14 protein-coding genes are annotated in these 11,158 nt (G+C 70.3%); 9 read left to right on the plus strand and 5 right to left on the minus strand.

Features of this window, described 5'->3' with window-relative positions; all coding sequences use genetic code 11:
* Both ACK42S_RS11400 and ACK42S_RS11405 read right to left on the minus strand, forming a co-directional pair.
* Positions 1-615: CsgG/HfaB family protein (locus tag ACK42S_RS11400; protein WP_409707243.1), on the minus strand; the 615-nt coding region annotated here is incomplete at its 3' end.
* A gap of 163 nt (positions 616-778) precedes the next feature.
* The gene (locus tag ACK42S_RS11405) at positions 779-1,915 is read right to left on the minus strand and encodes an iron-containing alcohol dehydrogenase (RefSeq protein ID WP_409707246.1); all 1,137 of its coding nucleotides are present in this window, start codon (positions 1,913-1,915) and stop codon (positions 779-781) included.
* 176 nt (positions 1,916-2,091) lie between these two features.
* Between ACK42S_RS11405 and ACK42S_RS11410 the strand changes: the two genes are divergently transcribed.
* Entirely contained in the window at positions 2,092-3,009 is a 918-nt protein-coding gene (locus ACK42S_RS11410) for an alpha/beta hydrolase (protein WP_409707282.1), read from the plus strand.
* Positions 3,006-3,863: a YbgC/FadM family acyl-CoA thioesterase gene (locus ACK42S_RS11415; protein WP_409707249.1), complete on the plus strand. Its 858-nt coding sequence runs from the start codon at positions 3,006-3,008 to the stop codon at positions 3,861-3,863. The genes ACK42S_RS11410 and ACK42S_RS11415 overlap by 4 nt, the downstream gene beginning before the upstream one ends.
* A 24-nt stretch (positions 3,864-3,887) precedes the next feature.
* Here ACK42S_RS11415 and ACK42S_RS11420 read toward each other — a convergent pair whose 3' ends face one another.
* The 3 genes from ACK42S_RS11420 to ACK42S_RS11430 form a co-directional block, all read right to left on the minus strand.
* The gene (locus tag ACK42S_RS11420; RefSeq protein WP_409707252.1) at positions 3,888-4,787 is read right to left on the minus strand and encodes an NRDE family protein; all 900 of its coding nucleotides are present in this window, start codon (positions 4,785-4,787) and stop codon (positions 3,888-3,890) included.
* On the minus strand, positions 4,775-5,116 hold the full coding sequence (locus tag ACK42S_RS11425) for a DUF4936 family protein (RefSeq protein WP_409707255.1): 342 nt from the start codon (positions 5,114-5,116) through the stop codon (positions 4,775-4,777). The genes ACK42S_RS11420 and ACK42S_RS11425 overlap by 13 nt, the downstream gene beginning before the upstream one ends.
* A gap of 87 nt (positions 5,117-5,203) precedes the next feature.
* A complete protein-coding gene (locus ACK42S_RS11430; RefSeq protein ID WP_409707258.1) occupies positions 5,204-6,157 on the minus strand; it encodes a YgfZ/GcvT domain-containing protein in 954 nt (317 codons plus the stop codon).
* Positions 6,158-6,225: 68 nt separating this feature from the next.
* On the opposite strand from ACK42S_RS11430, the gene mltG reads away from it, so the two are divergent.
* The 7 genes from mltG to ACK42S_RS11465 all read left to right on the plus strand — a co-directional run bounded on the left by mltG (position 6,226) and on the right by ACK42S_RS11465 (position 11,144).
* A complete protein-coding gene (gene mltG / locus ACK42S_RS11435) occupies positions 6,226-7,221 on the plus strand; it encodes an endolytic transglycosylase MltG (protein ID WP_409707261.1) in 996 nt (331 codons plus the stop codon).
* Complete coding sequence (gene tmk / locus ACK42S_RS11440) at positions 7,221-7,850, plus strand: dTMP kinase (protein WP_409707264.1); 630 nt, start codon at positions 7,221-7,223, stop codon at positions 7,848-7,850. Before mltG ends, tmk begins: the two co-directional genes overlap by 1 nt.
* Before the next feature lie 26 nt (positions 7,851-7,876).
* Positions 7,877-8,839 (plus strand): DNA polymerase III subunit delta', encoded by a 963-nt coding sequence (gene holB, locus ACK42S_RS11445; protein WP_409707267.1) that lies wholly within the window; start codon positions 7,877-7,879, stop codon positions 8,837-8,839.
* The gene (locus ACK42S_RS11450) at positions 8,836-9,237 is read left to right on the plus strand and encodes a PilZ domain-containing protein (RefSeq protein WP_409707270.1); all 402 of its coding nucleotides are present in this window, start codon (positions 8,836-8,838) and stop codon (positions 9,235-9,237) included. The genes holB and ACK42S_RS11450 overlap by 4 nt, the downstream gene beginning before the upstream one ends.
* 125 nt (positions 9,238-9,362) lie before the next feature.
* The gene (locus ACK42S_RS11455) at positions 9,363-10,148 is read left to right on the plus strand and encodes a TatD family hydrolase (RefSeq protein ID WP_409707273.1); all 786 of its coding nucleotides are present in this window, start codon (positions 9,363-9,365) and stop codon (positions 10,146-10,148) included.
* Between the two features lie 38 nt (positions 10,149-10,186).
* Positions 10,187-10,849, plus strand: a complete 663-nt coding sequence (locus ACK42S_RS11460) for an ankyrin repeat domain-containing protein (RefSeq protein ID WP_409707276.1) — start codon at positions 10,187-10,189, stop codon at positions 10,847-10,849.
* A gap of 85 nt (positions 10,850-10,934) precedes the next feature.
* Complete coding sequence (locus ACK42S_RS11465) at positions 10,935-11,144, plus strand: hypothetical protein (protein ID WP_409707279.1); 210 nt, start codon at positions 10,935-10,937, stop codon at positions 11,142-11,144.
* The last annotated feature ends 14 nt before the right edge of the window (positions 11,145-11,158 follow it).

The following is an 11,158-nucleotide window of genomic DNA, read 5'->3' on the forward strand; positions in this document are numbered from 1 at the left end:
CGTCCCCTCGGCGGCGGCGATCTGCACGCCCGAACGGTTGTCCACCAGCAGCAAGGTGGTGGAGGCCTCGTTCTTGCTGACGCTGCCGGCCACCAGACCGAGAAGGCCACCGCCGACGCCTCCCAGGCCGCCGCCGCCACCGCCGGTGCGTCCGGAGAAGTGGATCGACGGGCTCATCGTGTAGTCGGCGGCAACCATCTGGCCGCGATGGAAGTTGCTGCCTGCGCGGCTTTCCTCACCCCGGGCGAGGTCGCGTTCGCGCATCATGTTGTTCATCGCCTTGCCGCGCTCGACGATGACGAAGCAATTGGACTGCTGAATCATCAGACGCAGCACCGGGATCGTGGAGCCGAGTTGGTATTCCCGCAGGGTCTGGAACCAAGGCGCGGTGGTGTCCTCGTCGATGGCCAGTGTGCCCAGCGACTCGCTGCAACGCTCCAGTTCGGTGTTGTTGTTTTCTGCCGATGCGCCCCCCGCGGCGCCACTGACCGTGCCCTTGTTCTCCCCGAGTTTGGGCGAGGTGGCCAGGCAGCCGGCCAGGGCCATGCTGGCCAGCAGGGTCATGCAGAGCGAACCCTGCCGGCGCAGGGACGAGCGATCACGGATCAAGGACATGGGCACCCCTATGGTCGATGTGAAACAGCCGGCAATCATGCCGAGGGGGCTGAGTTTAGTGATCGGACGAGACCGCACCGCCCCCCAAAAGAGGGGGGAATCCCCACTTCACACGTGCCGGAGAGAGCGACACACAACGCACGCCGACACCGAGAACCCGCTGCTACATCGAGGCTTCGAGCATCGCGCGGTAGTCCTCGGCGCTGGCCTCGCGCGGATTGGTCTTGTGGCAATGGTCGGCCAGGGCTCCTTGGATCACGTGGTCGAACAGCTCGGGTGTGACCCCCATCGCGGCCAGCCCCCTGGGCAGCCCCAGCCGCGCGTTCATGTCGCGGATGGCTTCGGGAATGTCCCCGGGCGAGCGCAGGCCCATCGCATGGGCCATGCGATCCAGCCGGGCCTCGGCGCGCACCGAATCGGCACCGGCGTTGAAGCGCACCACCGCGGGCAGGAACATCGCGTTGAGCGTGCCGTGGTGCAGCCGCGGGTCGACGCCGCCCAGGCTGTGGCTGAGCGAATGCACACAACCCAGCCCCTTCTGGAAGGCCAGGGCGCCCTGCATCGAGGCGCTCATCATCTGTCGGCGGGCCTCGCGGTCACGGCCATCGCGCGTGGCACGCTCGATGTGAGCCCAGCCACGCGCCAAGCCGTCGAGCGCGATACCGTCGGCCGGCGGGTTGAAGGCCGCCGCCATGAAGGTCTCCATGCAATGGGCGATCGCATCCATGCCCGTGGCCGCCGTGAGCAGGGGCGGCAGGCCCAGGGTGAGTTCCGGGTCGCAGATCGCCACCCGGGGCACCAGGTGCCAGGAATGGAAGCCCAGCTTGCGGCCGTCGTCGACGATCACGATGGCGCCGCGGGCCACCTCGCTGCCGGTGCCGGCGGTGGTGGGCACCGCGATCACCGGGGCGGTCTGCGCGGTGATGCGCGGGCTGCCGCCCTCGATGGTGGCGTAGGTCTTCAACGGTCCGTCGTGTGTGGCCGCAATGGCCACGCCCTTGGCCAGGTCGATGCTGGAGCCGCCTCCCACGGCGATGAGCCCGTCGCAGCCCTGGGCCTGATAGATCGCCTGCGCAGCGCGTACGGCCGCCTCGGTGGGATTGGACGGCGTCTGGTCGAACACCGCCACCGGCACGTCCTGCAAGGCGTCCAGCGCACGCTGCAGTACCCCCGCGGCCTTCACGCCGGCATCGCTGACCACCAGCGGCCGGCGCATGCCGATGCGCTCACATTCGCCGGGCAGCAGGCGCACGGCACCGAAATCGAACTGGATCTGGGTGATGTAGTGGATGAGGGCCATGGCGGTGAGGCAGGGCGGCAGACCGTGGAAAGAATCAGTATGCTTGCGGCATTGTCCCGGAGCCATCCGGATGCACCATGACACCTGTGCGTCACCCGCCTGCGGGTCGCACGGCTCAGACCCCTCCCAACCCGTCCGTGAGCCCTCCTGCAGACGCCTCCTTGCTGACCCCCCGCATGCGCGACGTGATCGACCGCATCCGCCGCGCCAACTTCACGCCCTTTCACCAGCTCGAGGTGTCCGCGGCCCGCCAGGCCTATCTGGCCGCCGCGGAGATCCTTGACCTGCCGCGGGCCCCGCTGGCGCGCGTGGAGGACCGCCACCTCGCCGGCCATGGCGGCGCCGTGCTGCCCGCACGGCTGTACGCGGTCTCGGACCAACGGTTGCCGGCCATGCTCTACCTGCACGGCGGGGGGTTCACCATCGGCGGCATCGAGACCCACGACAGCCTGTGCCGTCAGATCGCCCGGCTCAGCGGCGCAGCGGTAGTGTCGCTGGAATACCGGCTCGCCCCGGAGCACCGTTTCCCGACGGCCGTGAACGACGCCTGGGCCGCCTTGCAGGACCTGCGACGGCAGGCGCCCGCCTGGGGGCTGGACGGCTCGCGCCTGGCGGTAGGCGGCGACAGTGCCGGCGGTACCCTGGCAGCGGTGTGTGCCCTGCTGGCCCGCGATGCCGGCTTCGAGCTGGCCCTGCAGGTGCTCATCACGCCGGGCACCGCCGCTCACCAGGACACCGAGTCGCACCGACGCTTCGCACAGGGCTACCTCCTCGAGCGACCGGCCATCGACTGGTTCTTCAACCACTACATCGACCCCCATCAGCGCACCGACTGGCGCTTCGCCCCCCTGATGGCCGACGATCTCGACGGCGTGGCTCCGGCCTGGGTCGGCCTGGCCGAGGCGGACCCGCTGGTGGACGAGGGCATCGCCTATGCCGACCGGCTGCGCATGGCCGGCGTGCCGGTGGATCTGGAGGTCTACCGGGGGGTGACCCACGACTTCATCAAGATGGGACGGGCCCTGCCGGAAGCCCTCCATGCCCATGCCGCCATTGCCGCGCGACTGCGCGACACCTTCGGGACCGCCCCATGAAACGCAGTGACTTCCGCTTCCTCCATCGCCTGCGGGTGCGCTGGGCCGAGATCGATGCCCAGAACATCGTGTTCAACGGGCATTACCTCATGTACTTCGACACGGCCATGGCCGACTACTGGCGGGCTCTGGCACTGCCGTATCCGGACGCCCTGAAACCCTTCGGCGGCGATCTGTACGTGAAGAAGGCCAGCATCGAGTACCACGCCTCTGCGCGCTATGACGACTTGCTCGAGGTGGGCGCGCGCTGTGCGCGTATCGGCAACTCGTCGATGCAGTTCACGCTGGGCATCTTCCGCCAGGACGAACACCTCATCAGCGGAGAGCTGATCTATGTGTTCGCCGACCCGGACACCCAGAGCGCCAAGTCCGTGCCACCGGCCCTGCGTGAAATCCTGCAGGCCTTCGAAGCCGGACAGCCGATGGTCGAAGTCCGGCTGGGATCCTGGGCGGAACTGGGCGAGCACGCTCATGCGATCCGCCGCGCCGTGTTCATCGAAGAACAGCGCATCCCCCCCGAGATGGAGTGGGACGAGGCCGACGCCACCAGCCTGCATGCCGTGGCCTACAACCGCTTCGGCATGCCGTTGGCCACCGGCCGCCTGCTCGAGCATGTGCCCGGTGTGGCCAAGATCGGCCGCATGGCGGCCTTGCGCACCATGCGTGGCGGCGGGGTGGGGCGGGCCGTGCTCGAGGCCTTGATGCAGGCCGCCCGCGAGCAGGGCTATCGTGAGGCCGTCTTGCACGCGCAGACCTCGGCCGCCTCCTTCTATGCACGCTCGGGCTTCGTGCCGCGAGGGCCGCAGTTTGACGAGGTGGGCATCCCCCACGTGGAGATGGTCAAGACGCTGTGAGGCTGGCGCCTCTCGGACGCCGCCTCAGGGCCCGGTAGACAGGCCCGACGTCAAGGGCTGACCGGCGCGTCCCGAGGCCTGTGCGGCCTCGACCGACCCGCGTGTGCGCACCGAACGGGGCGGCCAGCCTTTGAGCTGCGAGCGGCGCAGCAGCGCCACCCCGGGGCCGCGGGCGCTGCTGAAGCTGCGCTCGATCACGTGGGTCACCAGCCGGCGACCCACCCGCTCGGTGATGATCACCGTCGAGGCACGGGTGCCGTAACGCCCATCGGGGGTGCGGATGAAGGCCGGCGAGAGCCAGCGCTCCCACTCCGGCGACAGGCCGGTGTGGGGCAGGAACTCGTCAGCGATCACCGTGCGGTCACCCAGCGCAGCAAACAGCGCTTCGGCCAGGCCATCGGCCGTGTCGGCCTCGCGCAAGGCAGCGCGCAAGCGCTGCTTGAGACGCTCCACCTTCGGCCATGGCGTGTCGAGCAGGGCGTTGGACAGGCCGTACACCCCCCGCTCCAGCCGCTGTGGGAAACGCGCCCGGTTCGAGCCCCAGAAGCAGTCGCCCTCGGCAAAATCCGCCGCGATGACGTTGAAGCCGTTGTAACCCGACAGCCCCACCTGCATCCAGAAGCGGTCCATCGAGAGATCACCGCGCAACCACAGCGGCACGATCTCGCCGCGGGACGGGGCCTGCGGGTCGATGTCCTTCGGGTTGCGCACATTGGTCACCAGCGCGAACCTTCCGGCAGCCGTCAGCCCCATCCAGGTGCCGCCGGCCTTGAGGTCGCGTCCGGCAAGGATCTCCGGCCCCTGCGGCGACGGCTGCCACCAGCCCAGCCGGGCTGTCGGCCGGTCGAAGTACTCGTCGCGGTTGGCCGCCACCACGAACGGAAAGCGGCGGCTCGCATCGATGGCCAGGCCTACGAGGCACATGGCACAAAGACTTCCACATGCCGGGGCCCGCGGCACCAGGGGGCCAACGCACGGGCCTCGTCCTCGATGTGCGCCTGGACCTCGGCCGTGATGCCGCCGGGTCGGGCGTAGATCTCCATCCAGGTCTGCATGCCGTCCTTCTCTTCGGGGCGCCTCAGCCACTGGGCCTGCAGTCCGGGCCAGGTCTGGCGCAGGCGGGACTGCAGTTGCCGCACGGCCGCAGCGGCCGCCACGGCGTCTGCCGAAGCCACCCGATAGTAGATGAAAAGCCAGCGCTCCTCCGCAGGGGCGCCGCCCCCGCCGGCCGGCTGGGACGTGGAGGAAGTCACGCCATCTCCCGGGGACATGCCCGAGCGTCTGCGAGCCGACGGCGCCTTTCAGCGGCTTGGCGGCAGGCCGGCCGGCTGCGGGCCGGCTCAGACATCGGTCAGCAGCGGATAGGGCACCGGCGACAGCCGCAGCGCCGGCGCATCCATCGTGCCGGCGTGCAGCGTGCCGCCTTCGGTGGCCGACAGCTTCAGCTCGGCCAAACCGGCCCACCCCCCCCGCGGATCGGGCGCGGCCAGCACGACGAGCCCGCTGGGCTGAGCGGGGTCGTCGCTGTGGAAGATCTCCTGACCTGGCGCGAGTGCCGCCGGGCCGTGCACGAGGAAGCCGCGGCGCTTGAGCGTGCCCCGGAACTGGCTGCGGGCCACCACTTCCTGGCCGGGGTAGCACCCCTTCTTGAAGTGGACGCCGCCCACGCTTTCCAGGTTGACCATCTGCGGCACGAGCTGGTCGGCGGTGGCCGCCGTGATGCGCGGGATGCCGCTTTGCACCTCCAGCCATTGCCAGCCGGCCTCGTTGAGCGTGCCGGGGCTGTGCAGGGCGGGTGCAGCGGCCTCGGCCGGGCCCACCCACACAGCGCGTGCCTGGCCGCCCACCTCGGGCAGGCGGATCAGCCGCCCCCCCCAGGATTCAGCCATCGCCCAGGGTTGGGCCAACGGAACCTGCCGTGCCGGTCCCCCGGCCAGGCCCACCACGCGCCGCTGCGGGGAGGTATCGCCGGGCCACACATCGGCACGCAACACAAACACCAACAGCCACCTCAGCACGAAGGGCAGAAGATCGGCGCTGCAGGCCAGCGCGATACAGTCGGCGTCTTCGCGCCAGACGACGAAGGTCGCCAGCAGCCGCCCCTTGGGCGAGCAATAGCCGGCCAGGCGGGCCTCGCCCGGGGGCAGGTGGGTGATGTCCTGGGTGAGCTGGGCGTGCAGGAAGCTGGCGGCGTCTTCGCCAGTGGCATGGATCACACCGAGGTGGGGCAGGGGAGTGGCGCCTTCCAGGCGCGCGGCGGCAAGGGCCAGGGTCTCGTCCGGGGCAGCAGTCATGCGTCTATTATGATCACGGCCCCGAGTCCCTGCCCGCCGCGGGGCGGGCCTGCCGGCCCTGGACCCCGATGAAACTGCTGCGACGCCTGCTGCTCCTGTGTGTGCTCGCCGCGCTGGCCCTGGCTGGTGCGGCGGTCTGGTGGCTGCATCGCCCGCTCAGCCTGGCGACGCCCACCGTCGAACTTTCGGTGGAGCCGGGCATGAGTCCGCGCGCCATCGCCGAGGCCTGGGTGGCCGCGGGCGTGCAGACCTCGCCGAGCCTGCTCTACGAATGGTTCCGCTGGTCCGGGCAGGCGCGCCGCATCCGCGCCGGCAGCTACGAAGTCGCCGCGGGCACCTCCCCGCGCGCGCTGCTGGAAAAGATGGTGCTGGGCGATGAGACGCTGGTCACCGTGCGTCTGATCGAGGGCTGGACCTTCCGTCAGTTCCGCGCCGAGCTGGCCCGCGCCGAAGGCCTGCGCGCTGACACGGCGGCCATGAGCGACGCCCAGGTGATGGCAGCCCTGGGACGCCCCGGCGTGCACCCTGAGGGCCGCTTCTTCCCGGACACCTACGCCTACAGCCGTGGCAGCAGTGATCTGGCCGTGCTGCGCCGGGCCCTGCACGCGATGGAACGCCGTCTGGCCGCCGCCTGGGAGCAGCGCGCGCCCGACCTGCCGCTGCGCACGCCCGAGGAGGCGCTGATCCTGGCCTCCATTGTCGAGAAAGAAACCGGCCTGGAGGCCGATCGCGGCCTGGTGGCCGGGGTCTTCGTCAACCGCCTGCGCATCGGCATGCGGCTGCAGACCGATCCGACCGTCATCTACGGCCTGGGGGCCTCCTTCGACGGCAACCTGCGCCGGCGCGACCTCGAGACGGACACCCCCTACAACACCTACACCCGCAGCGGCCTGCCGCCCACACCGATTGCGATGCCGGGCAAGCGCTCGTTACTGGCGGCGGTGAACCCGCAACCCACACGGGCGCTGTACTTCGTGGCACGCGGTGACGGCACCAGCGTGTTCAGCGAAACCCTGACCGAGCACAACCGTGCCGTCAACCGCTACCAGCGTGGAGGCCCCTGATGCCACCCGTGTCCACGACCGAGTGCCGTTTCATCACCGTCGAAGGGATCGACGGCGCCGGCAAGTCGACCCATGTGACGGCGATGGTCGAACGCCTGCGCGCCCGCGGGCGCGAGGTGGTGCACACGCGCGAGCCGGGCGGCACCGCACTGGCCGAGGCCCTGCGCGAGCTCATCCTGCACCGGCCGATGGATGCGCTGACCGAGGCGCTGCTCATCTTCGCCGCGCGGCGCGACCACCTGCGCCAGGTGATCGAGCCCGCCCTGGCCCGCGGGGCCACCGTGGTCTGCGACCGCTTCACCGATGCGACCTTTGCCTACCAGGGGGCCGGACGCGGCTTCGACACGGCCGTGCTGGCCCAGCTCGAAGCCTGGGTGCAAGAGGGCCGGCACCCCGACCTCACCCTGTGGTTCGACGTGCCGCCGGCGGTGGCGGCGCAGCGCCTGGCGCATGCCCGCGTGCCCGACCGCTTTGAACAGGAGCCGCAGCGCTTCTTCGAGCGGGTGGCCGAAGGCTACCGCGAGCGCGCGCGGGCGCATCCGCAACGCTTCGTCATGATCCATTCCGACGCCCCGCTCGAGGCCGTGCGCGCGCAGGTGGAGGCTGCCCTGGCGGCCCGGGGGTTGTGACCATGCCCCTGCCTTGGTTGGAACCGTTGCTGCCGGTTGTCCTGCGCGGTCAGCGCGGCCACGCTCTGATGCTGCACGGCCCGGCGGCGGCAGGCCAATTCGAACTCGCGCTGGCGGTGGCCCAGGCTTGGCTGTGCGAGGCCCCGCGGGCCGACGCGACGGCCTGCGGCCGGTGTGCGGCCTGCACCTTGGTGCACTCGCGCACGCACCCGGATCTGCGCGTGCTCGTGCCCGAGGCCCTGGCCGAGACGCTGGGCTGGGTGCTTCCTTCCGAGGGTGACGCCGCCTCGAGCAAGGCCAAACCGAGCAAGGACATCCGTGTCGAGGCGCTGCGCGCCGCGATCGAGTTTGCGCAGCAGACGTCCTCGCGGGGCCGGGCCCAGGTGGTGCTGATCCACCCGGCCGAACGCATGAACGCCGTCTCGGCCAATGCCTTGCTCAAAGTCCTGGAAGAACCCCCGGGGCAAGCCCGCTTCATCCTGTGCACCGGGGCACCCGACCGCCTGCTGCCCACGCTGCGCAGCCGCTGTCAGCTCGTGCCGCTGCCGAGTGTGCCGCGCGATCAGGCCCTGGCCTGGCTGGGTGAGCAGGGCGTGGAATCTCCTGAGGTGCTGCTGGATGCGGCCGGGGGGCTGCCGCTGGCCGCGTTCGAACTGCACCGCCAGGGCGTGCGTCCCGAGGCCTGGACGCGCCTGCCCCGCGCACTCGCGGCCGGGGAGGTCGGGGCGGTGGCGGGCTGGTCGGTGCCGATGCTGGTGGACGCGCTGAACCGATGCTGCGAGGATGGCCTGCGACTGGCCGTCGGCGGCACACCGCGCTACTTCGCACCGCAGGCCTGGGCCGGCCTGCAGCCCCGGCTGGCCCCGATGTTGGCCTGGCACGCCGAGCTCAAGCGTGTGGCACGTCACGACGAGCATCCCTGGCACGCCGGCCTGGCCACCGAATCCCTTGTGAGCAGCGCAAGCCGCGCCTTACACTGCGCCGAATGAGCGAACCGAACAGCCGCCCACCCAACATCCTGACCCCGTCCGCCGTCGGGGGCTCGCCGGCGCGTCCGAGCGTGATCCAGTTGGTGTTTCGCGAGAAGGGCGCCCTGTATGCCGCCTACATCTCGGCGTTCGCCGACGGCGGTCTGTTCGTCCCCACGACTCGCGAGTACCGGCTGGGCGAGGACATCTACCTGCTGCTGTCGCTGCCCGACGACCCCCAGCGCTACCCCGTGGCGGGCAAGGTGGCCTGGATCACCCCGGCCAACGCCTCGGGCGGCCGCACCCAGGGGGTGGGCGTGCGCTTTCCCAGCGACGAGAAATCACGTCTGCTCAAGCTCAAGATCGAAGAGCTGCTGGGCACGGCGATCCAGTCGGCCAAACCGACCCAGACCCTCTGAGTGGGCGCGGGGCCCGGCCCGGTGTGTCCCCGCAGGGCCTGCGGGCAGCCGCGCCCGCAGGTGCGGGCTGCGGCCGCCTGCGGCACACTGCACTCTGCACAGTCCGTGCCGAAGCCCTCCATGCCATGTTCGTCGATTCCCATTGCCATCTGAGTTTTCCTGAACTGCGTGAACACCTGCCGGCGATCCGTGCCGCCATGGCCGAAGCCCGCGTGGACCGGGCCCTGTGCATCTGCACGACACTGGAGGAGTTCGACGAGGTCCATGCGCTCGCGCGCGAGCACGACAACTTCTGGGCCACCGCCGGCGTGCACCCCGACAACGAAGGGGTGCGTGAGCCCACGGTGGACGACCTGATCGCCCTGGCCGCGCGGCCCAAGGTCGTCGCCCTGGGGGAGACGGGCCTCGACTACTACCGCCTGGGCACGCGCACAGTGGCCGACATGGCTTGGCAGCGCGAGCGTTTCCGCGTGCACATCCGCGCCGCACGGGCCACCGGCAAGCCGCTGGTGATCCACACCCGCTCCGCCGCCGAGGACACGCTGCGCCTGATCGACGAGGAGGGGGCGGCTGAGGTCGGCGGGGTCTTCCATTGCTTCACCGAAACCCGTGACGTGGCACGGGCCGTCCTGGAGCGAGGCTTCTACCTCTCGTTTTCGGGGATCCTGACCTTCAAGAACGCGGCCGAGCTGCGCGAGGTGGCCGCCGAGGTGCCGCTGGAGCGCTGCCTGATCGAGACAGACAGCCCCTACCTGGCCCCGGTGCCGCACCGCGGCAAGCAGAACAACCCCTCGTACGTGCCCTACGTGGCTGCCGAACTGGCCCGGCTCAAAGGCCTGAGCGTCGAGACGGTGGCGCAGGCGACCCGTCGCAACTTTGAGCGCCTGTTCGGCATCCCCGCGGCGGACTGATGCCTCGCAACCCCGGCAGTCAGATGCTCATGAATCACTTGAGAAGATTCATTTATCTCATTGTCATAACTTTATTTTCTTCCGCGAATGCCGACTCCTATGACGATTTTTTCCGCGCCATCCGTGCCGACGACCCCCGCAGCTTGAGCGCCTTGTTTGCCCGCGGCTTCGACCCCAACACGATCGACCCGCAAGGCCGAACCCCGCTGAGCCTGGCCTTCCACTACGAAGCCTATGCCGCGGCGCTGGCGCTGGTGAGCCACCCGGACTTCCGCTTCGACGAGCCCAACGCCGCGGGCGAGACTCCTCTGATGCTGGCGGCGCTGCGCGGGCAGTGGGAACTGGCCCGGGCGCTGCTGGTGCGCGGCGCCCGGCTGGAGCGGCCCGGCTGGACACCGCTGCACTACGCGGCGGCCGGGGCCGACCCCCGCCTGGTGCAGTTGCTGATCGGCCACGGCGCCCCCTTGGATGCGCGCGCGCCCAATGGCAACACCCCCCTGATGATGGCCGCGCGCCACGGCAGCGAGGCTGGCGCCTGGGCCCTGCTGCAGGCCGGGGCCGACCCGCGGCTGCGCAATCAGGATGGCCTGACGGCGGCGGATTTCGCGCGCTCGGTCGACCGCGTGAACCTGGCGCGGGACCTCGAGCGCCGCTCGTCCATGCGCTCTGGCGGGCCCGACAGCGTGTCGGAATCGCGCTGACAGCCGCTTTGGCAAGGCGTCCACTGTCGATGAGGCCATGGCCGGCCTACAGTGACGTCATGGTCAACGCCCGAGGAGCCGTCCCATGACCCGCCTGCACACCACCGCCAACCCCTTTGCCCTGATGATGGATCCGCAGTCCGTGCTCGACGCGATGGAACGGTCCGAGCGCCTCAAGCGCCTGCAAAGCCGGGTGTGTCGCCCGCTGGACAAGCCCCTGCTGGGCCCGGTGCGCGGGGAACTGGCTGCCTACGACGACGGGATCGACGCCGAGCCCCTCTCCGACGAGACCTGAACGGCCGTCGCCCC

The sequence above is a fragment of the Caldimonas sp. genome (genome assembly GCF_046289365.1).
GTDB lineage: Bacteria > Pseudomonadota > Gammaproteobacteria > Burkholderiales > Burkholderiaceae_C > Caldimonas.

What these genes read in the sequence shown, in the direction of transcription:
- tmk (WP_409707264.1), top strand. Translation starts at nt 7,221, where the DNA reads ATGCCACCCGTGTCCACGACCGAGTGCCGTTTCATCACCGTCGAAGGG.
- ACK42S_RS11455 (WP_409707273.1), top strand. Translation starts at nt 9,363, where the DNA reads ATGTTCGTCGATTCCCATTGCCATCTGAGTTTTCCTGAACTGCGTGAA.
- ACK42S_RS11465 (WP_409707279.1), top strand. Translation starts at nt 10,935, where the DNA reads ATGACCCGCCTGCACACCACCGCCAACCCCTTTGCCCTGATGATGGAT.
- ACK42S_RS11430 (WP_409707258.1), bottom strand. Translation starts at nt 6,157, where the DNA reads ATGACTGCTGCCCCGGACGAGACCCTGGCCCTTGCCGCCGCGCGCCTG.
- ACK42S_RS11450 (WP_409707270.1), top strand. Translation starts at nt 8,836, where the DNA reads ATGAGCGAACCGAACAGCCGCCCACCCAACATCCTGACCCCGTCCGCC.
- ACK42S_RS11415 (WP_409707249.1), top strand. Translation starts at nt 3,006, where the DNA reads ATGAAACGCAGTGACTTCCGCTTCCTCCATCGCCTGCGGGTGCGCTGG.
- ACK42S_RS11420 (WP_409707252.1), bottom strand. Translation starts at nt 4,787, where the DNA reads ATGTGCCTCGTAGGCCTGGCCATCGATGCGAGCCGCCGCTTTCCGTTC.
- ACK42S_RS11405 (WP_409707246.1), bottom strand. Translation starts at nt 1,915, where the DNA reads ATGGCCCTCATCCACTACATCACCCAGATCCAGTTCGATTTCGGTGCC.
- ACK42S_RS11410 (WP_409707282.1), top strand. Translation starts at nt 2,092, where the DNA reads ATGCGCGACGTGATCGACCGCATCCGCCGCGCCAACTTCACGCCCTTT.
- mltG (WP_409707261.1), top strand. Translation starts at nt 6,226, where the DNA reads ATGAAACTGCTGCGACGCCTGCTGCTCCTGTGTGTGCTCGCCGCGCTG.